A 22,867-nucleotide genomic window follows, 5' to 3' on the forward strand; every position below is an offset into this window, starting at 1 on the left:
CGACCGGGTCAGCCGGGTCAGCCGGGTCAGCCGGGTCAGCCGGGTCAGCCGGGTCAGCCGGCGATCAGCTTGCCGTCCTTGGCCTTGACCGGGACCTCCGGGAGCGGCTCGGACGCCGGCCCCTGGACGACCTTGCCGGTGGTGACGTCGAAGCGGCTGCCGTGGCAGGGGCAGCTGCCCTCCTTCTTCTCGACCTCCGACAGGATGCAGCCGGCGTGCGTGCACTTGGCGCTGAAGCACTTGTAGTCACCCCTGGCGGGCTGCGAGACGACCAGCCGGTCCTCGCGGTAGAGCTTGGCGCCGCCCACCGGGACGTCGGCGGCGGGCCCCAGCTCGACCGGCTTGTCGGGCGCCGCCGAGGCATTGGCTCCGGAGTCGCCGGGCGAGCAGGCCGCCAGTCCGAAGCCGGCGGCGCCGGCCAGCGCCGCCCCCCGCAGCACGGTCCGGCGGGCAGGGGACTGGCTCATGGTGTGCTCCAGGGGGCAGAGGGAGACGGTTGCGGCCCTCGACGATACCGGGGCAGACCGCTCCGCTTCCGGCCGGGCCGGGGTCCGCGCGGCAGGCCCTGCTCGCCCGTCCCCATCCGGCGCACCTGCTGCACGTAAGCGATTGCGCAAGCGTTTACGTGCAGGGGGCGATGCTCGTAAGGTGTGGATTCGCGGGACGACCGAAACGACCGGAGCCACAGGTGCGACAGATGCGACGAGTGCGACAGGTGCGACGCGTACCGGGTACCGCGATCAGGGCGGCCGAGGGCGCCGCCGCGGGGTCCCGCACGCGGGGAGGACGAGCCGGATGACGACGATGGCGGATGTGGCACGGCGGGCGGGGGTGTCCGTCGCCACGGTCTCGCACGTGCTGAACGACACCCGGCCGGTGCGACCGGGTACCCGCGCCGCGGTACTGGGCGCCATCGAGGAGCTCGGCTATGTGCCCAACACGCTGGCCCGCTCCCTGGTCACCTCCCGCACCCGCTCCATCGGCCTGGCGGTCTCCGCCATCAGCAACCCGTACTTCACCGAGATCCTGCAGGGCGTCGAGGCCGGTGCGCTGGAGGCCGGCTACGGCCTGCTGATCGCCGATCCGCACGACGATCCGCGGCATGAGCGCACGATCGTCCAACTGCTGCACGAGCGTCGGGTGGACGGCATGATCGTCGCGCCCTCGGCGGAGCCCGCCGAGATGACCGGCTACCTGGCCCGGCGCCGAGTCCCCACCGTCTTCCTCGACCGGCTGGTCGGTGACGAGTACGACCAGGTGTGCGCCGAGAACACCGGACCAGTGCGCCAGCTGGTGGAGCACCTGGCCGAGGCGGGGCACACCCGGATCGGCCTGGTGGCCGGGCTGCCCGGGCTGAGCACCACGACCGAGCGGGTCCAGGGGTACCGCGAGGGGCTGCGCGCCCGCGGGCTGCCGTTCGCCCCGGAGCTCCTCGCCACCGGCAACTCCGAAGCGGCGGGCGCCCAGGACGCCACCCACCAGCTGCTGGCCGCCCCCGAGCCGCCCACCGCGCTCCTCACCGCCAACAACGCGATGACCATCGGAACCCTCCGGGCGCTGCGCGAGCTGGGCCGGGAAGTGCCCGGTGACATCGCCCTGGCCTGCTTCGACGACTTCTCCTGGGCCGATCTGTTCGCCCCCCGGCTGACCGCGATCGCCCAGCCCAGCAGGGAGATCGGGGCCGCGGCGGTCCGGCTGCTGCTGGAACGGCTTCAGGAGCCGGACCGGCCCCCGCGCACCGTCCGTCTGCCCTGCACCTTTGTGCACCGCACCTCGTGCGGCTGCGCCGACACCGCCCCGGCCGCTCCCCGGGCCACCCAGGAAAGGAAGCGCACACCGTGATCGTCGTTGCCGGCGAGGCCCTGATGGACCTCGTGCCCAGCCCACAAGAGCCCACCCTGGACGGCGCGTTGCCGGCCCTGCTGCCACGCCGCGGCGGCGGGCCGTACAACACCGCGGTCGCCCTGGGGCGGCTGGGCTCGCCCACCGCGTTCTGCTCCCGGGTCTCGACCGACGGCTTCGGGGAGGCGCTGTTGAACGGGCTGCGCCACGGCGGGGTGGACACCTCGCTGGTGCAGCGCGGCGGTGAGCCCACCACGTTGGCGGTGGCGACCATCGGCCCGGACGGCTCGGCGGGCTACGGCTTCTACGCCGACGGCACCGCCGACCGGCTCTTCGCGCTGCCGACGGCGCTGCCCGAAGGGGTGCGCGCGCTCTCCCTGGGCACCTGCTCGCTCGTCCTGGAGCCGGGGGCGAGCGCCTATGAGGCACTGCTTCGCCGCGAGGCCCGGCGCGGTGTCTTCACCGCGCTCGACCCCAACATCCGGCCGGGGTTGATCCCCGACCATGAGGCCTACCGGGCGCGCTTCAGGTCCTGGCTCCCCGATGTCGCGCTGCTGAAGGTGTCGGAGGAGGACGCGGGGTGGCTGGCCGGGACGGCAGCGGGCGGCGGGGAGGGAGACGGGAACGGGGACGGCGACAGGGACGGGGACGGGGACGCGGTGCTGGCCGCGGCTCGCGGGTGGCTGGACGCGGGGCCGGCGGCGATCGTGATCACCCGTGGGGGCGCGGGGCTGACCGTGCTGACGGCGGGCGGCCGGGAGTTGACGGTACCCGGGGAACGGGTCACCGTCGTCGACACCATCGGCGCCGGCGACACCGTCAACGCGGCACTGCTGCACCGGCTGGAGGCCCACGACGCCCTGTCGTACGCGGCCGTCGCGGCCCTCGGGGAGAAGGAGTGGGAGGACATCCTCCGCTTCGCCGCCCGGGCTGCCGCGCTCACCTGCTCACGCGCGGGCGCGGAACCGCCCTTCGCGACGGAGTTGGCGGCCCATTGACCAGCACACGTCCCACGGGGCGCCCCGGGAACTGTGGCCGGCCCACCGGGTGTGTGGTCCCGGGGCGGGCGTGTGACGACCGTGCCTGGCGGACGGCGGCGGGGCTGAGGGGCGCCCGGCGGTCCCTGCCCGCGCCATGATGACGGGCCGCCACCGTCCCCGGATGGGGTGGTGGCGGCCCGTCGAGCGGCCGTCTCGCCGTGCCCGGAGCGTCGGCGCGTCGCTGTCGGCGCGTTGCTGTAGGCGCGTTGCTGTCGCTATCGGCGCATCGCTGTGAGCGCGTCGCTGTCGCTCAGGAAGCGGCCTTGCGGGCCCGTGCCGTCGTCTTCTTGGCCGCGGTCTTCTTCGCCGCCGCCGTCTTGGTGGCCGCGGTCTTGGTGGCCGCGGCCTTCTTCGCCGGGGCCTTCTTGGCGGCCGGCCGGCTCGTCGGTCCGGGGTTGTCGGCCCCCGCGACCGTCGCGGCATCGCTGACGCGGTCGCCGAGGATCTCCCGCAGGAACTTGCCGGTGTGGCTGGCCGGGATCGAGGCGATCTGCTCCGGGGTGCCCTCGGCGACGACCAGTCCGCCGCCGTTGCCGCCCTCGGGGCCCATGTCGATGACCCAGTCCGCGGTCTTGATCACATCGAGGTTGTGCTCGATGACGATCACCGTGTTGCCCTTGTCGACCAGCCCCGAGAGCACATTGATCAGCTTGCTGATGTCGTCGAAGTGCAGACCGGTGGTCGGCTCGTCGAGGACGTAGACCGTGCTGCCCGTCGAACGCTTCTGCAGCTCGCTGGCGAGCTTGACGCGCTGCGCCTCACCACCGGAGAGCGTCGGCGCGGACTGCCCCAGGCGGACATAGCCGAGGCCGACCTCGTGCAGCGTCTTGAGGTGCCGGGCGATGGTGGGCACCGCCTCGAAGAAGCGCAGTGCCTCCTCGATGGGCATGTCCAGCACCTCGGCGATGGACTTGCCCTTGTAGTGGACCTCCAGCGTCTCGCGGTTGTAGCGCGCGCCGTGGCAGACCTCGCACGGCACGTACACGTCCGGGAGGAAGTTCATCTCGATCTTGATCGTGCCGTCGCCGGAGCAGTTCTCGCAGCGACCGCCCTTGACGTTGAAGGAGAAGCGCCCCGGCAGATAGCCGCGGACCTTGGCCTCCATCGTCTCCGCGAAGAGCTTGCGGACGTGGTCGAAGACGCCGGTGTAGGTGGCCGGGTTGGAGCGCGGGGTACGGCCGATCGGCGACTGGTCGACGTGCACGACCTTGTCCACCAGGTCGTCGCCGGCGACCCGGGTGTGCCGCCCGGGCACCGACTTGGCGCCGTTCAACTCACGGGCGAGGTGGGTGTAGAGGATGTCGTTGACCAGCGTCGACTTGCCGGAGCCGGAGACACCGGTGACGGCCGTGAACACCCCCAGCGGGAAGGGCACGTCGATGTCGCGGAGGTTGTTCTCCTTCGCGCCGTGCACCGTCAGGCGGCGGGACGGATCGGCGGGCCGGCGCACGTCCGGCGTCGGGATGGACTTCTTCCCGGAGAGGTAGTGACCGGTGATGGACTCCTTGTTGGCCAGCAGCTGCTTCATCGGGCCGCTGTGCACGACCTTGCCGCCGTGCTCACCCGCGCCCGGGCCGATGTCGACGACCCAGTCCGCCACCTTGATGGTGTCCTCATCGTGCTCCACCACGATCAGGGTGTTGCCCATGTCGCGGAGCCGTACCAGGGTTTCGATCAGCCGGTGGTTGTCGCGCTGGTGCAGTCCGATCGACGGCTCGTCGAGGACGTAGAGCACGCCCACCAGGCCCGAGCCGATCTGGGTGGCCAGGCGGATGCGCTGGGCCTCGCCACCGGAGAGAGTGCCGGCCGCGCGGTTCAGCGAGAGGTAGTCCAGGCCGACGTCCACCAGGAACTTCAGCCGCTCGTTGACCTCCTTGAGGACCCGCTCGGCGATCTTCTTCTCACGGGGGTTGAGCTTCATCCCGCGCAGGAAATCGGCGCAGTCGCTGATCGACATGGCCGCGACCTCGGCGATCGACCTCTCCTGGACCGTGACGGCGAGCACGATCGGCTTCAGCCGCGTCCCCTCACAGGTCGGGCAGGGCACCTCGCGCATATAGCCCTCGAAGCGCTCGCGGCTGCTGTCGCTCTCCGCCTCGGAGTGCCGGCGCTTGACGAACGGGACCGCGCCCTCGAAGGGGGTGGTGTAGGCGCGCTGACGGCCGTACCGGTTGCGGTAGCGCACCTCGATCTGGGTCTTGTGGCCGTGCAGCAGGGCCTTCTTGGCGCGGGCGGGCAGCCCGGCCCAGGGGATGTCCGTACGGAATCCGAGGGCATCGGCCAGCGCGCCGACCAGGCGGCCGAAGTACTCCTTGGTGTGGCCGCCGGACCAGGGGTGGAGGGCGCCCTCGTCGAGCGAGCGGTCCTCGTCCGGGACGATCAGCTCGGGGTCGACCTCCATCCGCGTGCCGATGCCGGTGCAGTCCGGGCAGGCGCCGAAGGGCGAGTTGAAGGAGAAGGAGCGGGGCTCCAGCTCCTCGAAGGACAGGTCGTCATAGGCGCAGTACAGGTGCTCGGAGTACATCCGCTCGCGCTGCGGGTCGTCCGGCTCCAGGTCGACGAAGTCGAGGATGACCATGCCGCCGGAGAGCCCGAGGGCGGTCTCGACGGAGTCGGTCAGCCGGCGCTTGGCGCTGTCCTTGACCGTGAGGCGGTCGACGACCACCTCGATGGTGTGCTTCTCCTGCTTCTTGAGCTGGGGCGGCTCGGAGAGGTGGATGGTCTCCCCGTCGACCCGCGCCCGGCTGTAGCCCTTGGTCTGGAGGTCGGCGAAGAGGTCGACGAACTCCCCCTTGCGCTCCCGGACCAGGGGCGAGAGCACCTGGAAGCGGCTGCCCTCGGGGAGCTCCAGGACCTTGTCGACGATGGCCTGCGGCGACTGCCGGGCGATCGGGCGTCCGCACTCGGGGCAGTGCGGCTTGCCAATCCGCGCGAAGAGCAGGCGGAGGTAGTCGTAGACCTCGGTGATCGTGCCGACCGTCGAGCGGGGGTTGCGCGAGGTCGACTTCTGGTCGATCGACACCGCGGGGGACAGGCCCTCGATGAAGTCCACATCGGGCTTGTCCATCTGCCCGAGGAACTGCCGGGCGTAGGAGGAGAGCGACTCGACATAGCGCCGCTGCCCCTCGGCGAAGATCGTGTCGAACGCGAGCGAGGACTTGCCCGACCCGGAGAGCCCCGTGAAGACGATGAGGGAGTCGCGGGGGAGGTCGAGCGAGACGTTCTTGAGGTTGTGCTCGCGAGCGCCACGGACGATGAGACGGTCGGCCACGCCGGTCGGCACCTTTCGTGAAGGGGGGAGGGAGCCGCGGCTCGGCGTCCGCCGCACGGTGATGAGCAGAGGCGGCGAAGCGAAGCGGAGCCCCGCCCCAGGGTATGGGGCCCGTCGCGGCACTGTCTTGGGGATGCCACTCACGAGCCTATAGCACGCGCATTCGATTTACGGGGCTCGCTAGCCCTCTTCACCCAAACGTGTGGCGGCGCCGCTTCCTTCCCCGCTCCCCCGCACGCCCGTACGCTGCGCAAACACCCCTCGGCACGGACCGCCCCCACCGTCAAGCCGGCAGCGCCCGCTCCAGCGCGTCGAAGGTCCGCCGCAATACCTCGACCTGCTCCGCGGCCACCACCTCCACCGGGTCGCCCCGCAGCTGCCGCCGCAGGGCCTCGGCGTAGGCGGCGCGGATCCCCGCGACGATCAGCGCCGCGGCCAGCCGGGAGCCGTGGTCCGGTCGCCCGCCGTCCCCGCCCGCCGCCTCGGCGAGCAGCCCGGCGAGCACACCCTCCAGTTCCTCGACCGCCTCACGGCCCCGGGCCCGCAGCGCCGACGAGTCCAGCACCGTGCGCCAGAAGTGCTCGAACCCTTCCCCCACCGCCCCCAGCGGGTGCCGCTCGGCCACCAGGTCGAGGGTGAGCCGGCGCAGCGCGGCCAGCGGCTGCTCGTCCGCGCCGCGCTCCCGGATGGCGCGGGTGAGCAGCTCCCGCGCCTCGGGGATCCGGTCGAGGAAGAGGTCCTCCTTGCGCGGGAAGTAGTTGAAGACGGTCATCGTGGAGACCTCGGCGGCGCGGGCCACTTCGGCGACGGTGACGTTGTCGAAGCCGTGCCGGATGAACAGCACGGTGGCCTCTCCGGAGATCCGCCGGCGGGTGACCAGCTTCTTGCGTTCCCGCAGCGTCAGCCCCGCGTCCTCCACACCGGGGCCCGCCTCCTCCTGCCGTCCGGCGCCCCCCGCGGCACCGGCCGCCCGCCCGCCGCCGTGCGGCCGCTCGTCCACCATGCCCCGCATCCTAGGCCCCCGGGCCGACAATTTTTAGCCACCATAAACTTTTAGTGACTACACTCCACCGTTATGACCCATGACGCGGACGTAGTGGTGGCAGGGGGCGGCCCGGTGGGGCTGATGCTCGCCTGCGAACTGGCACTGGCAGAGGTCTCGGTGATCGTCCTGGAGCGGTTGACCGAGGTGGACACCAAGATCAAGGCGGGGGCGATCAACACCCCCACCGCGGAGGCCCTCTACCGGCGCGGGCTGCTGCCCGGCCTGGCCGAGGTGCAGCGCGAGGCCTTCGAGAAGTTCGGCTCCTTCGTGCGCCAGCGGCAGGCCGCGGGCGCCTCCGGGTTGCCGAGGGCACCGAAGTTCGCCGGGCACTTCGCCGGCATCATGCTGCGCGGCGACCTGCTGGACGAGGCCGACCCGGAGTTCGACGGTCCCGGCCCCGCCGGCGAGGTCGGCCTGGTGCCCCAAGAGGCCCTGGAGCGGCTGCTCGCCGCGCGCGGCGCCGAGCTGGGCGTCGACCTGCGCCGTGGGGTGCCCCTGACCGGCTTCGACGCCGGTGCGGACGGGGTGGTCGTGCACACCTCCGAGGGGGCGCTGCGCACCGGCTGGCTCGTGGGGTGCGACGGCGGCCGCAGCACGGTCCGCCGGCTGGCCGGGTTCCCCTTCCCCGGTACCGCACCGGAGATCACCGGCCACCAGGCCATGGTGGAGATGACCGGCGCCGAGCAGCTGGGGGCGGGCTGGAACTGGACCGCCACCGGGACCTACGCGCACGGCCCGATGCCCGGCCGGATCCTCACCGTGGAGTTCGACGGCCCGCCCGCGGACCGCGAAGCGCCGGTGACCGCCGAGGAGTTGGAGCGGGCCCTGCGCAAGGTCTCCGGCGTCGACGCCGTACGGGTCCACGAGGTCCACACGGCGACCCGGTTCACCGACAACGCCCGGCAGGTGCCCGACTACCGGGCGGGCCGGGTGCTGCTGGCCGGTGACGCGGCGCATGTGCACGCGCCGTTCGGCGGCCAGGGACTGAACCTCGGTATCGGGGACGCGATGAACCTGGGCTGGAAGCTGGCCGCCACCGTCCGCGGCTGGGCACCGGAGGGCCTGCTGGACACCTACACCGCCGAACGGCACCCGATCGGAGCCTGGGTCCTGGACTGGACCCGGGCCCAAGTGGCGCTAATGCGGCCGGAGGCGCACGCCCAGGCGCTGCGCGACGTCATCGCCGAGCTGGCCGGCACCACCGCCGCCACCACCTTCTTCGTCAAGAAGATCTCCGGGGTGCAGCAGCGCTACGACCTGCCCGGCGACCATCCGCTGACCGGCCGCAGCGCGCCCGACCTGGAGCTCTCCGACGGCAGCCGGCTCGCCGACCATCTCCGGGGCGGCCAGGGGCTGTTGCTCGACCTCGCCGACGACGCCGAGGTGCGCGGGCGCGCCACCGGGTACGGCGATCGGTTGACGGTGCTGACCGCCGGCTGCCCGGCCCGGCCGGACCTGGCCGGCCTCCTGGTACGGCCGGACGGCTGCACCGCCTGGGCCGTCGGCACCACCGGCCACCCGGGCGCGCGGGGCGAGCTGGCCGCCGCGCTGCGCCAGTGGTTCGGAGTGCCGGCCGGAGCGGCGGTCTGACCTCCGGGAACCTTCGGGGCGGCGCCGCGCCTGCCACCGTGCCGCCGTGCGCGCCGCCCGCTCCCTCCGCGCGGCGGTGTGCGCCGGGCGCTCCGCCCGCGTACCCCCCGCCCCGTCCAGGCCGTCTCCCGAACTCGCCTTCCTGGCGCTAGCGTCGGACCATGACCGTCACCACGCCTGACTTCCCGCACGATGTGGCAGCCGTCCACGAGGCGACCGAACAGCTCCTGGTCTCGGTGAGCAAGCTCGACGACGCGGCGGTGGGGGAACCGTCGCTGCTGCCCGGCTGGACCCGCGGCCATGTCCTGGCCCATCTGGCGCGCAACGCGGACGCGCTGGTCAACCTCCTCACCTGGGCGCGTACGGACGTCCCCACCTCGATGTACGCCAGCGCCGAGGCGCGCAACGCCGACATCGAGCGGGACGCCGACCGCCCGCTGGCCGCCCACCTGGAGGACCTCCGGGAGAGCGCCGCCCGGTTCGCGGCGGCGGCGGACGCGCTGCCGCGGGCGCGCCGGGCGTTCGAGGTCGAGATGCGCAACGGCGTCGTCGAGCGGGCCGACCGGCTGCCGCTGCGCCGGCTGGCCGAGGTGGAGCTGCACCACGTGGACCTCGGCGTCGGACACACCCTCGATCAGCTGTCTCCCGGATTCGTCGACAGCGAGCTGGCGTTCCTCGCCACGGTGAAGTTCGCCGGGCACGCCGGACTGCCCGCCCTGGAGCTCCGCACCGAGGACGGCCGCAGCTGGCGCACCGGGGCCGCGACGACCGGCGCGGGCACCGGGGACGCACCCGTGGTGGTGACCGGCTCCGCGCGGGACCTGGTGGGCTGGCTCACCGGACGCGGTGACGGCGCCGGGCTCGACAGCCACGGCTCCGTGCTGCCTGTCGTACCCCCGCTTTAGAGTGGATCCATGGGCTACAGCGGAGCAGTGAAGGTCGGCGGAGCCGCCGACGTGCACGAGCTGACCGACCTGATGATCTCGAAGGTCGCGGTCGGCCGGATGGACAACAACGCCTATCTGCTGCGGTGCCGGGCGACCGATGAGCAGCTGCTGATCGACGCGGCCGCCGAGCCGCGCACGCTCCTGGCACTGATCGGCGACAGCAGCATCGCGTCCGTCGTCACCACACACCGGCACGGCGACCACTGGGGCGCCCTGCGCGAAGTGGTGGAGGCGACCGGCGCGCGGACGTACGCGGGGCGGCACGACGCCGAGGGCATCCCGGTCCCCACGGACGTGCTGCTCGACGACGGGGACACGGTGACCGTCGGCCGGGTCCGACTGACCGCGCGCCATCTGGTGGGCCACACCCCGGGCAGCATCGCCCTGGTCTACGACGATCCGCACGGCGCCCCACATGTGTTCACCGGGGACTGTCTGTTCCCCGGTGGCGTGGGCAACACCTGGGGCGACGCCGAGCAGTTCACCCGTCTCCTGGGCGATGTGGAGACCAAGCTCTTCGGCGAACTCCCGGACGAGACCTGGGTCTACCCGGGCCACGGCAACGACACCACGCTGGGCGCGGAGCGCCCGCACCTCGCGGAGTGGCGCCGGCGCGGCTGGTAGGGGAAAGGAGCTGCCGGCCCCCGGGCCGGCGCTCTAGGCTCGCAACATGCCGACCTCCGCACTCCGCCGTCCGCCCGCCGTTCGCCCCGGTGACCGCGTGGCGGTGCTCTCGCCCTCCGCAGGCTTACCGGGGCTGTTTCCGGCCCCCTTCGAACTCGGCCTCGAGCGGCTGGAGAAGGACTTTGGGCTGGTGCCGGTCGAGTACCCCACCACCCGGACGATGGGCGCCTCCCCACAGGCCCGCGCCGCCGATCTGCACGCGGCGTTCGCCGATCCTGACATCGCCGCCGTCTTCGCGAGCATCGGCGGGGACGACCAGCTCACCGTGCTGCCCCACCTGGACCGCGAGCTGTTCCGTGCCCACCCCAAGCCGTTCTTCGGGTACAGCGACAACACTCCGCTGCTGGCGTACCTGTGGAACACCGGCATCGTGGGCTTCCACGGCGCCACGGTGATGTGCGAACTGGGCCGCCCCGGGGCGATGGACCCGCACACCGCGGAGTCGCTGCGCGCCGCGCTGTTCACCCCCGGGCCCTACGAACTGCGGCCCGCGGAGCGCTACGGCGACGAGAACGGCGACTGGCACGACCCGCAGACCTTCGCGGCCGAGCCGGTGCAGTGGCCCGGTGACGGCTGGCGGTGGCACGGTCCCCGGCGGGTCGTGGAGGGCCCGAGCTGGGGCGGCAACATCGAGGTGCTGTCGTGGATGCTGATGGCGGACCGCGAGATCCAGGCCGATCCGGCGGCGTACGACGGCTGTGTGCTGTTCCTGGAGACCTCCGAGGACCAACCGCGGGCCGATGACGTGTACTTCGTGCTGCGGAGCATGGGTGAGCGCGGCCTGCTGAGCAGGTTTCCCGCGGTGCTGATGGCTCGTGCCAAGGCCTGGTCGCTGACGCGGCCCCGGACCCCGGAGGACAAGGCCCGCTATGTGCGCGAGCAGCGCGAGGCGGTGCTGCGCGCGCTGGCCACGTACGCCCCGGACGCGGTGGTGGTCCTCGACGTCGACCTGGGCCACACCGACCCGCAGGTGGTGATCCCCTACGGCGGAGCGGTCCGGGTGGACGGTGTCGAGCGCCGGATCACGGTGACCTACTGACGCGGTGAGCCGGGTCCGCCACTGGCACGGGCGGGCGCCCGGCCCCGTCCCGTGTGCCGGGAGCGGGGTCGGGCGCCCGCAGCGCGGTGCGAGAAGCCCGGACCTCAGGCCTCGATGCGCTCCTTGGACTCCGCGCCGTCCCCGGCCGCCGCGGCCTGCTGCTTCTTGGCGGCGCGCAGGCTGGTGACGGTGGTGACGAGGAGAACGGAGCAGATGACGCCCAGGGAGACCGGGATGCTGATCTCCGGTACGGGCACGCCCGACTCGTGCAGGGCGTGCAGGACCAGCTTGACGCCGATGAAGCCCAGGATGACCGACAGGCCGTAGGAGAGGTGGACCAGCTTCTTGAGCAGGCCGCCGATCAGGAAGTACAGCTGCCGCAGACCCATCAGCGCAAAGGCGTTGGCGGTGAAGACGATGTACGGGTCCTGGGTCAGGCCGAAGATCGCCGGGATGGAGTCCAGGGCGAAGAGGACGTCGGTGGTGCCGATCGCCAGCATGACGATCAGCATCGGCGTCATCAGGCGCCGGCCGTTCTCGACGATGAACAGCTTGGTGCCGTGGTAGGTGTCGGTCGACGGGAAGCGCTTCTCGACCGCCTTCAGGAAGCGGTTCTCCTCGAACTCCTCGTCCTCCTCCTCGGCCCGCGCCTCCTTGATCAGCTTCCAGGCAGTCCAGATCAGGAACGCGCCGAAGAGGTAGAAGACCCAGGAGAAGTTGGCGATGATCGCGGCACCGGCGCCAATGAACCCGGCCCGCAGCACCAGCGCGATCAGCACCCCCACCATCAGCACCCGCTGCTGGTAGACGGCCGGCACCGCGAACTTCGCCATGATCAGGACGAAGACGAAGAGGTTGTCGACGCTCAGGGACTTCTCGGTGATGAAGCCCGCGAAGAACTCACCGGCCGGTGCGGCGCCGCCGAACAGCAGCAGGCCGAGGCCGAAGAGCGCGGCGAGCACGATCCAGACGGTGGTCCAGATTCCGGCCTCCTTGAGGGAGACCTCATGCGGCTTGCGGCCGCCGATGAAGAAGTCGGCGGCGATCAGGGCACACAGACCCAGGATGGTCAGCGCCCACATGGTCAGGGAAACGTCCACTGCTCCTCCGGCAGAGTCGTACGGCACGTACAGCGTCGTCGCTGCCGGAGGTCTCTTCCGCCCCGTTCGCCCAAAGGGGCCGGGGCCGACGCCCCGGGATCTCGTCACACTCGCAATCCGTGATGACGGGTACGTCGTAGCAGGAATACTCCCCTCCGCACCAAGAAGGGTAAAGGAAGACCAAGGAAGAGTAAAGAGATCGGCAAAGTGGCTGGTCAGGGGGGTTTGCGAGAGGGCGGCAGGGAGGGGCCGCTCAGCCGCGGGCCCGGGCGACCCGGTCCAGGACCTGGCGCACCACCTGGCTGCCCTGCGGGGCGAGCGACGGCTCGTACGTCCAGGCATGGCCGACCCAAGGGTCGGCCAGATGCGCGTCCGGTACCGGGGTGATCCGCAGCAGGGACCGCCACAGCGGGTCCAGGACCGGGCCGTACTCCCGGGACCGGGCGCGGTCGGCGACCATCAGCAGATGCACCCCGACCGCGGGGCCCTCGTCGGCGAGGTAGCGCACCCGGGCCACGGCGCGGTCGTCGAAGCCGTGCGGGAAGTCATGGACGATCACCAACTGGTCGGCGGGGTCCAGATCCGGCGGCAGCGCGTCCACCGCGCGGCTGCGGGCGGCCATCTGGAGCAGGTCCACCCGCCGGATCAGGGCCTCCAGGGCCGTGGCCGCTCCCTTGGCGCCGGGCACCGGGACGGCGGGCAGCACCCCGGACTCCAGGAGTGGCGCCAGCGCGGGCACCGCCGTCCCGGCCGGGTCGATGACCTGGACCGCGAGGTCACCGGCGGGGTGGCTGGCGAGCATCCGGGCGGCGACCGCAACGGCGGTCTCCAGGGCGAGCCGGCGCAGCTCGGCCTCGTCCGGCGGGCCCTCCGTCAGCGCGCTGCCGAGCTCCCGGCGGCCGACGGCGCGGTCGGGATCGGGGGCGCCCCGGCCCACTGCCCCGGGGCCGCTGTCGATCCACAGCCCGCGCTCCAGGGGGAGCCGGACGAGCATCGGGATCCGCAAGTCCCGTACCTCCGGGAGGTGCAGATCGCCCAGCCGCAGCGCCATCGGGCGCTCCTGCGGGGTGCCCCGGCCGTGCCACACGGGGTTGTCCCAGCGGGCGAAGGCGGTCGGCAGCGCGGGCTCGACCACCTCCGACTCGGCCGTGAGCTGGGCGAGGTCCCGGTCGAGCGCGGCACGGGCCTGGGCGATCAGGGCGGTGTGCTTGTCGCGGGCGCCGGCCCGGGCGACGTCGGCGGGCGTGCCGATGCGGTGGCGGGGGTCGGCGAGGGCCTCGTCGAGCTCCTGCTCCAGGCGGGCCTCGGCGAAGTCGCAGGCGCTGCGGTACGCCGCGACCGAGCGGGCCAGGTCCTCGAACATGCCCCACACCTGGTTGTAGAGCCGCTCCTCCATGCTCCATCCGGCGGCGTCCCCGGCCACCGGGAGCGGTGGGCCATCGGGGGCGCCCGCAGGCGGCGCGGACGGCGGCTGCGCCGGGTCGGCCGGCCCCGGGGTGGGCCGGCGCTCGGGGTGCCGGTAGTCGATGGGGGCACCGGCCGTCGGAACGGGCGGGGCGGCTCCCTTGGCCAACGGGCCCGCCGGGGCCCCCACTCCGGGCGCGGTGCCGGGGCCTGGGCCTGGGCCGGACGCCACCGGGCCGTGGGCGGCATCCGGGTGTGCAGGCGCGGAGCGGTCGGCGGCCGGGCCGCCGGCGGGGTCCTCGGCACGGGCGGGCCCGTCGGGTCGGCCAGCGGCGGCCGGGGCGGGCGTGACCGGGGCGGGCGCGGGGACCGCCCGGGCGTGCCCCGCCCCGACGGCCTCCTCGATCTCCGCGGCCAGCTCCGCCGCCCGGGGCAGCCCCTGGTCGCGCAGCATCGCGGCGAGGCCGTCGGCGTACCCCTGGCCCACCGCGCGTACCTTCCAGGCGCCCTGCCTGCGGTACAGCTCTACGGCGACCACGGCGGTCTCCGCGCCCAGCCCGGTGAGGGTGTAGCCGACCAGACCCGTGCCGTCGAGATCGGTGACCGTGACGGACGGGGCGGCGGCCGCGCCGAAGGCGGTCAGCGTCCCGATGCCGGTGGGCAGCGCCAGCAGCACGCTCACCCGGTGGACGGGCTCGGGCAGCGCATCGAGGTCCACCGCGATGCGCTGCTCGGCGGCGGCCTGGCGGGGGACCTCCACGCCGGTCCGCCGGGGCGCCCCCGGGTGCGCCACCGCCTCGGCGCCCGGAAGCCGCCCCTGGGCGTCGGCGAGCGTCACTCCGGCCACGACGGGTCCGCCCGCCACGATCCGGATCTCCACCCGTGTCCGGTCCAGCGGATGGTTCTGGCCCCGGACCAGCTCGGCCGTCATGGTGCTTCCCCCTGGTTGGGTGCCTCCCGGGCCGGCCGGGCATGCGCCCGGGGGTAGGGCGGCGCGGCCCGGGTGCGCGCCGCCTCGGAGGTGCGGTGGTTACAGGTGCGGCAGGATCGCCGGCACCAGGTCCTGGAACGTACGGCCGACGGTGGGCTCACCGATGGCGGTCATCGTCCAGCCGTTACCCGTCCGGTGCACCTTGGACATGACCTGGGCGGTGTAGTCGCCGCCGCCCGTGAGGGTGTAGCGGGCCAGCTCCTGGCCGGTGGTCTCGTCGACCAGCCGACAGAAGGCGTCCTGCACCTCGGCGAAGGTCTGGCCGGTGAAGGAGTTGACGGTGAACACGATCTGGTCGATGTGCACCGGCACCCGCGCCAGGTCGACCAGGATCGCCTCGTCGTCGCCGCCCTGGCCCGCGCCGCCGACGAGGTTGTCGCCGGTGTGCCGGACCGCGCCGTCGTCGCTGACCAGGTGCTGGAAGAAGACCACGTCCATCGGCTTCTTCTCGGCGAAGAGCACCGCCGAGGCGTCGAGGTCGATCTCGTTGGTCCGCCTGCCGAACAGGCCTCGGCGCGGCGCCGAGCGCCACCCGAGCCCCATCCGCACCGCGGTCAGCGTCCCTCCGTCGGACTTCTGCAGGCTGATGCCCTGCCCCTTGGACAAATTGACTGACACGCGACGTCCCCTCTCTGTGCTGTCCCGCCCAGCGTTCCGGCGGCCTCCTCGACCCTACGCACGCCCGAGGGCCGAGGGCGCGCACGGCCCGGGTTTGTGGCGGTTCTGCAACACCGGGAGCGGAGTGCGGAGTGTCCGCCCCGGCCCCCTCACTTCACGCCGGCCTCCCTCATCTGCCGCAGCTCCTTCTTCAGTTCGCCCACCTCGTCGCGCAGCCTGGCGGCGACCTCGAACTGCAGCTCGGCGGCGGCGGCCCGCATCCGCTCCGTCATCTCCTCGATGAGTTCGGCCAGTTCGGCGGCGGGCCGGTCGGTGAGCACCTCGCCCGCCTTGCCGGCCTTGCCCTTCGTGGCCTTGCCGCCCGGGGCGCCGAGCGACGGGACCGGAGCCTTGCCCTTGGCCTCCTTGCCCTCGCCGCCCTTGCGGTAGCCGGTGCCCAGCAGCTCCTGGGTGTCGATCTCCTCCCGGGCGATGGTGGCGACGATGTCGCCGATCTTCTTGCGGAGCGGCTGCGGGTCGATGCCGTTCTCCTTGTTGTACGCCAGCTGCTTCTCCCGACGGCGGTTGGTCTCCTCGATGGCCTTCTCCATCGCCGGGGTGATCTTGTCGGCGTACATATGGACCTGTCCGGAGACGTTGCGCGCCGCCCGGCCGATGGTCTGGATGAGCGCCGAACCGGAGCGCAGGAAGCCCTCCTTGTCGGCGTCCAGGATGGCCACCAGGGAGACCTCGGGGAGGTCGAGACCCTCACGGAGCAGGTTGATGCCCACCAGGACGTCGTACTCACCCGAGCGCAGCTCGCGCAGCAGCTCCACCCGCCGCAGGGTGTCGACGTCGCTGTGCAGATAGCGGACCTGGATGCCCAGCTCCAGGAAGTAGTCCGTGAGGTCCTCGGCCATCTTCTTGGTGAGGGTCGTGACCAGGACGCGCTCGTCCTTCTCGGTGCGGGTCCGGATCTCGTGCACCAGGTCGTCGATCTGCCCGTCGGTGGGCTTGACCACCACCTCGGGGTCGACCAGGCCGGTCGGCCGGATGATCTGCTCCACGAAGCCGTCGCCCCGGGCGAGCTCGTACGGGCCGGGGGTCGCCGACAGGTAGACGGTCTGGCCGATCCGTTCCAGGAACTCTTCCCACTTCAGCGGCCGATTGTCCAGGGCGGACGGCAGCCGGAAGCCGTGGTCGACCAGGGTGCGCTTCCGGGAGGCGTCGCCCTCGTACATGGCACCGATCTGCGGGACGGTGACATGCGACTCGTCGATGACCAGGAGGAAGTCATCCGGGAAGTAGTCGATCAGGGTGTGCGGCGCGGACCCGGGCTCACGGCCGTCCATGTGCATCGAGTAGTTCTCGATGCCCGAGCAGGAGCCGATCTGGCGCATCATCTCGATGTCGTAGGTGGTGCGCATCCGCAGCCGCTGGGCCTCCAGCTGCTTGTTCTGCTTCTCCAGCGTGGCCAGCCGGTCCGCTAGCTCGGCCTCGATGCCGGCGATGGCCCGCTCCATCCGCTCCGGGCCGGCGATGTAGTGGCTGGCCGGGAAGATGTAGAGCTGCTGGTCCTCGCTGATCACCTCGCCGGTCAGCGGGTGGAGGGTGGACAGCGCCTCGATCTCGTCGCCGAACATCTCGATCCGCACGGCCAGCTCCTCGTAGACCGGGAAGATCTCGATGGTGTCGCCGCGGACCCGGAAGGTGCCCCGGGTGAAGGCCACGTCGTTGCGGGTGTACTGGATGTCGACGAAGCGGCGCAGCAACTGGTCGCGGTCGATCTCGTCGCCGACCTTCAGCGGGACCATCCGGTCGACGTACTCCTGTGGGGTACCCAGGCCGTAGATGCAGGACACCGAGGCGACCACCACGACGTCACGCCGGGTGAGCAGGGAGTTCGTCGCGGAGTGCCGCAGCCTCTCGACCTCCTCGTTGATGGAGGAGTCCTTCTCGATGTACGTATCGGACTGCGGGACGTACGCCTCGGGCTGGTAGTAGTCGTAGTAGGAGACGAAGTACTCGACGGCGTTGTTCGGCAGCAGCTCGCGGAACTCGTTGGCGAGCTGGGCCGCGAGGGTCTTGTTGGGCGCCATCACGAGCGTGGGGCGCTGCAGCTTCTCGATCATCCACGCGGTGGTCGCCGACTTGCCGGTACCGGTCGCACCCAGCAGGACGACGTCCTTTTCACCCCCGCGGATGCGCCGCTCCAGCTCGGTGATGGCCGCCGGCTGGTCGCCGTTGGGCTGGTAGGGGCTGACGACCTCGAAGGGCGCCACCGTGCGTTCGATCTTTGATACGGGCCGCATGGGGTCCACCGTACGACCACCCACTGACAACCGACGGGGAGAGCGCTCCGGCCTGCGGTTTTGCCCCGCTGGCGGGTACGCGGGTCCACGCGGAGGGGGCGCGCGACGGGCGGCGGCCGGGCCGGCGGGCGGGGTGGGCGGTGCGGCCGGGCACCGGTGGCTGTCGGTGGCAGGACCGCCTGGTCCGGCGGGGCCTCGGCCCCTGCGGGCGGGCCGCGCGGCAAGGCCCTCCACACCTCCCGCCGGCGGGCCGGGCACCGGACCGGAACGGGGGACACCGCCGGGCGCCGACGGCGCGGCATCCCTGCGTACCGAGCGGCCCGCACGGCGCACCACACCTGTCCGGTAATCAAAACCGTTCAGAAGCACGACGGGTGACGCATCATCGGTCAAGATGCGCGGATGCCGTGGCTCCGGCAAGTTGGACGGCGTCAGGGCGTACGTCTGTTGCACGGCTGATCCGGGCATCCTGCAATTGCGCGACGCTCCGCACTGGAAGACCGGCCATCTCTCGTTCAGCGCCCGGCCACCGCACGACCGCCTCCCGCTCCGGCCCGGCTGCGAACCTCTGCCCGTCCGACCCGGTTCACGTCACTCACCGCACCCCACGTCGCTTCACCTCGTTCGCTTCGCCGCACTTCACCGCAGCTCCCTCCACCGCACCTCACCTCCGCTCACGCCCACGACGTCACGAGGAGTCCGTATGCGTATTCGCCCCGTCGCCGCCGCTGTCGCCGGTGCGCTCATGGGACTGTCCGCGCTCGTCCTCTCCGCACCCCCCGCACAGGCCGCCCCGTCCGGACGCACTCCGGAGACGGTCGCCCACCGCGGGGCCTCGTCGTACGCGCCCGAGAACACCCTCGCCGCCATCGACGCGGCCGCCCGGCTCGGCTTCGACTGGGTGGAGAACGACGTCCAGCGCACCAAGGACGGTGAGCTGGTCATCCTGCACGACAGCTCGCTCGCCCGGACCACCAACGTCGAGCAGGTCTTCCCGGGCCGCTCCCCCTGGAACGTCGCGGACTTCACCCTCAGGGAGATCGAGAAGCTGGACGCGGGCAGCTGGTTCGGACCGAAGTTCGCAGGTGAGCGGGTGCCGACCCTCGAGGACTACATGGACGAGGTCGAGCACAACGACCAGAGCCTGCTGATGGAGCTGAAGTCACCGGAGCTCTACCCGGGCATCGAGCGGCAGGCCCTCCGGGAGCTGCGGGAGGCGGGCTGGCTGGACCGGGACCACCTCAAGCACCGCCTGATCATCCAGAGCTTCAACGCCGACACCATCAAGACGGTGCACACGCTCCGGCCGGACCTCAAGACGGGCTTCCTCGGCAACCCGTCCGTCGCCGACCTCCCGAAGTTCGCGAAGTACTGCGACCAGATCAACCCCGTCCACACGGCAGTCACCCGGGAGTACGTCGCCGCCGTCCACGGGCTGAAGGGGCCGCACCACCGGCGGCTGGACCTGTACGCCTGGACCGTCGACGACCCGGCCACCGCGGTCAAGGTCGCCGGCCTGGGCGTCGACGGCATCATCACCAACAAGCCGGACGTGATCCGCGATGCCCTGGAGGGCAGGCGGAACAACGGAGACTGAGCCGCCCGGAGCCGTTCGGGAGCGTCGTCCGACACCGGCCGGGCGGCGCTCCCCACCGCACTGTCAGTGGTGCGTCCTACCCTGATCAGGTGACGCATTCCGAGCAGGTTCACGAGCGGGATCCCGGGCGGGTTCCCGAGGCGGCGGGCGGGCCAGCGGGCCGGCGCGACTGGGCCTGGAGGCATCTGGACACGCCGATCGGTCCGCTGCTCCTCGCCGCGACCGCGGAGGGTCTGGTCCAGGTCCTCTTCCACGCCGACGCGCGGACGACCCGGCGGGCGCTGGCCCGTCTGGAGCAGTTCTTCGGCGGGCCGCCGGGCACCGGGACAGCGCCTCTGGAGACGGCCGCGACCGAGCTGACCGCCTACTTCTCCGGGGAGCTGCGGTCCTTCACGGTCCCCCTGGACTGGTCGCTGTCGTCCGGCTTCCCCGCCCGGGTCCTGCACGCCCTGGCGGAGGACGTGCCCTACGGCAGCGTCGTCGGGTACCAGTACCTCGCCGACCGGGTCGGGGAGGGAGGCGCGGCCCGCGCGGTGGGGGCGGCGATGGGTTCCAATCCGCTGCCGGTCGTCGTCCCCTGCCACCGGGTGGTGGCCAGCGACGGTGGGATCGGCGGCTTCGGCGGCGGTCTGGAGACCAAGCGCCTGCTGTTGGCCCTCGAAGGGGTGCTGCCCGCTCCGCTGTTCTGAACCGGGCGCCCCGGTCCCCCCTTCGTCCGTCCGCACCGCGACCGTCCCTCATCGAGACCGTCCCTCACGGAGACCGTTCCTCACCGAGGCCGTCCCTCACCCGAAGGCAGTGCCATGTCCCGTCAGATCGCTCTGCTCCGCGGCATCAACGTCGGGGGCCACAACCGCTTCCCCAAGGCCCGGCAGCTGGAGCTGGCCGAGTCCCTGGGCTTCCGGGACGTCTCGGTCCTGCTGCAGACCGGCAACATCGTCTTCGCTGACCCCGGCACGCCCCCGGAGGAGACGGCCCGGGTGCTCCATGAGCGGATCGCCGCCGAGCTCGGGCTGACCGTGCCGGTCATCGTCCGGACCGGTGCCGAGCTGGCCGCCGCGGTCGCCGCGAACCCGTTCCCGCAGGCCGTGCCGGAGCCCAAGACCCTGCATGTGACGTTCCTGTCGGCGGCGCCGGCCGACACTTCGCCGCTGGACGCGCTGGACGCGGCCGCGTTCGCGCCCGACCGGTGCCGGCTGGTCGGGCGCGAACTGTACCTGTGGTGCCCGGGCGGGATCGGCCGGTCCAAGCTCGCCGAGGCCGTGGGCCGCGCCCGGCTCGGGGTGACGGCCACGGCCCGCAACTGGAACACCGTCACCAAGCTCCTGGCCCTGGCGGAGGCCTGAGCCCGGTGTCCGGGGCCGTCAGCGCCAGCCGTAGCGCTCGCGCAGCCGGTTGACGACGAGGTTGAAGCGTCCCCGGTCCAGGGCGCAGGCCTCCCGCCGCATCCCGGCCGGGTGCACCCGCAGCACCCGGTCCACGGCCACCCAGGAGTCACGCCCCGCGCGGTCCCACGGCCCGGTACCGAGGGGCACCCACTCCCGGTCGTTCTGGTGGCGCTTGCTGGAGAGCTGCACGGCCAGCAGCGTTCCGCCCGTCTCCCGGGCGACGACCAGCACCGGCCGGTCCTTGCCGCGCCCGTCGTTCTCCTCGTAGGGCACCCAGGTCCAGACGATCTCGCCGGGGTCCGGGTCGCCGTCGGGATCGGGAGCGTAGGACGTCTGGACGGTGCCGACGGAGCGCGGGTGGGCCTCCACGGTCGCGCTGGGTCCATGCCTGCCGGGCAGCTCGGCCGCCTCGTCGGATGCGTTGAATGAAGTCGTCACGCCCACACGCTAACCACCGCCGTGAGCAGGGCTTTCAGCGGCCCTCCGCTAACGCTGCGCGGGCCGTTGTCAGTGGTCGGCCGTACGGTTTTTCACAGCGGGGGACGGTCGTCGGGGCCGCTCCGGGAGGGGAGAGCCATGTCGGGGAACACCACGTATCTGGAGCTGTCGCAGGAGGGCGGCGGGGCCCACAAGTTCTATGAGGTGACGGTGCAGGACACGGTCGTCTCGGTGCGCTACGGACGCATCGGCGCGGCCGGCCAGCAGCAGACCTCCACGTTCCCTACGCACGAGAAGGCGCAGGCCGCGGCCGCCAGGAAGATCGGTGAGAAGGTCCGCAAGGGCTATGCCCCCGCCGTCCAGGGGCAGCGCGCCGCCCGGTCGGTGACCCGCCGTCAGGTCTCGTCCGCCCCCTCGACGGCCCAGGCGGTCGCGCCGGTGTTGTGGCGGTTCCGCACCGAGGCCGCGGCGTTCGGCATCCACGTCGACCAGGACCGCTGCTGGGTGGGCAATCAGGACGGCGATGTCTACACCCTCGGCCACGACGGCGAGGTGCTGGCGCGCTATCAGCTGCCCCACGGCGTCAAGTGCCTGGTGGCGGACGACTTCTGGATCTACGCCGGCTGCGACGATGGCAAGGTCTACGACCTCTCCTCCAAGCTTCCGTTCGCCGCCTATGACATCGCGCCCGACGTCGACATCTTCTGGCTGGACATCCGGGAGGGCATCCTCAACGTCGCCGACCGCAGCGGCGGACTGACCGTCATCGACCACGAGGACGAGTACCAGTGGTCGCGGCGCAGCCAGGGCCAGGGCGCCTGGATGGTGCGGCGGGACGAGCACGCCGTCTACCACGGTCACCAGCGCGGTGTGACCGCCTACGCGGCGGACGGCAGCCGGGAGTTGTGGCACACCCCGACCCAGGGCGCGGTGCTGTTCGGCTGGCAGGAGGACGCGTCGGTGTACGCCGGCACCGACCGGAAGGTGGTCCAGCGGCTGGCGAAGGCCGACGGGGCGCTGGAGGCCACCTACGCGTGCGAAACGGTCGTCTACTCCTGCGCCACCTCGCCCGGCGGCCGCTATGTCTTCGCCGGTGACCGGGCCTCCTCCGTGTACTGCTTCGCCGCCGACGGCACCCGCCTGTGGAAGCTGGACACCGGCGGCGGCGCGGCGCTGTCGATGCAGTACCTGGACGAGAAGCTGTACATGGTCACCACCGACGGGTCCCTGGTGTGCGTCGACGCCAGTGACGCGGCGATCGCGGCCGCCCAACAGGGCACGGTGCCGGTGGCCCGGGACGTGAAGTCGGCCGCCGCGCTGCCCACCTACACCCCGTCGGCCACGGTGCGGACGGTGGCGTCCACGGCGGCCTCGGGGATCGTGGTGGAGTGTGTGCAGGACGGCGGCCGACTGCGGGTCCATGTGGTCTCCGACGGCTATGAGCCGTCCTGGAACGTCCAGTTCCCGCGGCACATACGCCAGGCCGGTGCGCGGTACGTCGTCGATGAGCTGTCGGCGGCCTCGGGCGGCTTCTACCGCGTCCGGGGTGAGATCCGGCAGTTGGTCTGAGGCCGGGGCCGCG

The 22,867-nt window shown here is 72.2% G+C and carries 18 protein-coding genes; 10 read left to right on the top strand and 8 right to left on the bottom strand.

Translation table 11 applies throughout. The features are described 5' to 3' along the window. Positions 1–53: 53 nt before the first annotated feature. On the bottom strand, positions 54–467 hold the full coding sequence (locus AB0G84_RS15510; RefSeq protein ID WP_361320266.1) for a Rieske (2Fe-2S) protein: 414 nt from the start codon (positions 465–467) through the stop codon (positions 54–56). Between the two features lie 328 nt (positions 468–795). Here AB0G84_RS15510 and AB0G84_RS15515 point away from each other — a divergent pair, with 328 nt between their 5' ends. Next, positions 796–1,842: a LacI family DNA-binding transcriptional regulator gene (locus tag AB0G84_RS15515; protein ID WP_361320268.1), complete on the top strand. Its 1,047-nt coding sequence runs from the start codon at positions 796–798 to the stop codon at positions 1,840–1,842. Continuing rightward, positions 1,839–2,840 carry a carbohydrate kinase gene (locus AB0G84_RS15520; protein ID WP_361320270.1) on the top strand — a complete coding sequence of 334 codons (1,002 nt, stop codon included), beginning with the start codon at positions 1,839–1,841 and terminating at the stop codon, positions 2,838–2,840. Before AB0G84_RS15515 ends, AB0G84_RS15520 begins: the two co-directional genes overlap by 4 nt. 292 nt (positions 2,841–3,132) lie before the next feature. Here AB0G84_RS15520 and uvrA read toward each other — a convergent pair whose 3' ends face one another. Next, the gene (gene uvrA, locus AB0G84_RS15525; protein ID WP_361320272.1) at positions 3,133–6,153 is read right to left on the bottom strand and encodes an excinuclease ABC subunit UvrA; all 3,021 of its coding nucleotides are present in this window, start codon (positions 6,151–6,153) and stop codon (positions 3,133–3,135) included. 283 nt (positions 6,154–6,436) lie between these two features. After that, positions 6,437–7,156, bottom strand: a complete 720-nt coding sequence (locus AB0G84_RS15530; RefSeq protein ID WP_361320274.1) for a TetR family transcriptional regulator — start codon at positions 7,154–7,156, stop codon at positions 6,437–6,439. A 72-nt stretch (positions 7,157–7,228) separates the two neighbouring features. Here AB0G84_RS15530 and AB0G84_RS15535 point away from each other — a divergent pair, with 72 nt between their 5' ends. The 4 genes from AB0G84_RS15535 to AB0G84_RS15550 all read left to right on the top strand — a co-directional run bounded on the left by AB0G84_RS15535 (position 7,229) and on the right by AB0G84_RS15550 (position 11,458). Further along, positions 7,229–8,788 (top strand): FAD-dependent monooxygenase, encoded by a 1,560-nt coding sequence (locus AB0G84_RS15535; RefSeq protein WP_361320276.1) that lies wholly within the window; start codon positions 7,229–7,231, stop codon positions 8,786–8,788. A 161-nt stretch (positions 8,789–8,949) separates the two neighbouring features. Beyond that, the gene (locus AB0G84_RS15540; RefSeq protein ID WP_361320277.1) at positions 8,950–9,693 is read left to right on the top strand and encodes a maleylpyruvate isomerase family mycothiol-dependent enzyme; all 744 of its coding nucleotides are present in this window, start codon (positions 8,950–8,952) and stop codon (positions 9,691–9,693) included. 9 nt (positions 9,694–9,702) lie between these two features. Beyond that, positions 9,703–10,359, top strand: a complete 657-nt coding sequence (locus AB0G84_RS15545) for an MBL fold metallo-hydrolase (protein ID WP_361320279.1) — start codon at positions 9,703–9,705, stop codon at positions 10,357–10,359. A 46-nt stretch (positions 10,360–10,405) separates the two neighbouring features. After that, positions 10,406–11,458 (top strand): S66 peptidase family protein, encoded by a 1,053-nt coding sequence (locus tag AB0G84_RS15550; protein WP_361320281.1) that lies wholly within the window; start codon positions 10,406–10,408, stop codon positions 11,456–11,458. A 104-nt stretch (positions 11,459–11,562) separates the two neighbouring features. On the opposite strand, the gene AB0G84_RS15555 is transcribed toward AB0G84_RS15550, so the two are convergent. The 4 genes from AB0G84_RS15555 to uvrB form a co-directional block, all read right to left on the bottom strand. Further along, on the bottom strand, positions 11,563–12,558 hold the full coding sequence (locus AB0G84_RS15555; RefSeq protein ID WP_361320283.1) for a TerC family protein: 996 nt from the start codon (positions 12,556–12,558) through the stop codon (positions 11,563–11,565). A 253-nt stretch (positions 12,559–12,811) separates the two neighbouring features. Beyond that, positions 12,812–14,893 carry a TerD family protein gene (locus AB0G84_RS15560; protein WP_361320285.1) on the bottom strand — a complete coding sequence of 694 codons (2,082 nt, stop codon included), beginning with the start codon at positions 14,891–14,893 and terminating at the stop codon, positions 12,812–12,814. 99 nt (positions 14,894–14,992) lie between these two features. After that, positions 14,993–15,571 carry a TerD family protein gene (locus AB0G84_RS15565; RefSeq protein ID WP_361320287.1) on the bottom strand — a complete coding sequence of 193 codons (579 nt, stop codon included), beginning with the start codon at positions 15,569–15,571 and terminating at the stop codon, positions 14,993–14,995. A gap of 149 nt (positions 15,572–15,720) precedes the next feature. Further along, positions 15,721–17,862, bottom strand: coding sequence for an excinuclease ABC subunit UvrB (gene uvrB, locus AB0G84_RS15570; RefSeq protein WP_361320289.1), 2,142 nt, complete (start codon positions 17,860–17,862; stop codon positions 15,721–15,723). 703 nt (positions 17,863–18,565) lie between these two features. Between uvrB and AB0G84_RS15575 the strand changes: the two genes are divergently transcribed. The 3 genes from AB0G84_RS15575 to AB0G84_RS15585 all read left to right on the top strand — a co-directional run bounded on the left by AB0G84_RS15575 (position 18,566) and on the right by AB0G84_RS15585 (position 20,805). Further along, complete coding sequence (locus AB0G84_RS15575) at positions 18,566–19,459, top strand: glycerophosphodiester phosphodiesterase family protein (RefSeq protein WP_361320291.1); 894 nt, start codon at positions 18,566–18,568, stop codon at positions 19,457–19,459. Positions 19,460–19,644: 185 nt separating this feature from the next. Continuing rightward, positions 19,645–20,148, top strand: a complete 504-nt coding sequence (locus tag AB0G84_RS15580; RefSeq protein ID WP_361320553.1) for a methylated-DNA--[protein]-cysteine S-methyltransferase — start codon at positions 19,645–19,647, stop codon at positions 20,146–20,148. A gap of 114 nt (positions 20,149–20,262) precedes the next feature. Next, positions 20,263–20,805: a DUF1697 domain-containing protein gene (locus tag AB0G84_RS15585; protein ID WP_361320293.1), complete on the top strand. Its 543-nt coding sequence runs from the start codon at positions 20,263–20,265 to the stop codon at positions 20,803–20,805. An 18-nt stretch (positions 20,806–20,823) separates the two neighbouring features. Here the strand turns inward: AB0G84_RS15585 and AB0G84_RS15590 are convergent, their stop codons facing one another. Next, complete coding sequence (locus AB0G84_RS15590) at positions 20,824–21,285, bottom strand: type II toxin-antitoxin system PemK/MazF family toxin (RefSeq protein WP_361320295.1); 462 nt, start codon at positions 21,283–21,285, stop codon at positions 20,824–20,826. Positions 21,286–21,423: 138 nt separating this feature from the next. On the opposite strand from AB0G84_RS15590, the gene AB0G84_RS15595 reads away from it, so the two are divergent. After that, the gene (locus AB0G84_RS15595; RefSeq protein WP_361320297.1) at positions 21,424–22,854 is read left to right on the top strand and encodes a WGR domain-containing protein; all 1,431 of its coding nucleotides are present in this window, start codon (positions 21,424–21,426) and stop codon (positions 22,852–22,854) included. Positions 22,855–22,867 lie beyond the last annotated feature (13 nt).

Source organism: Streptomyces sp. NPDC020742 (genome assembly GCF_040641675.1).
Taxonomy (GTDB): Bacteria; Actinomycetota; Actinomycetes; order Streptomycetales; family Streptomycetaceae; genus Streptomyces.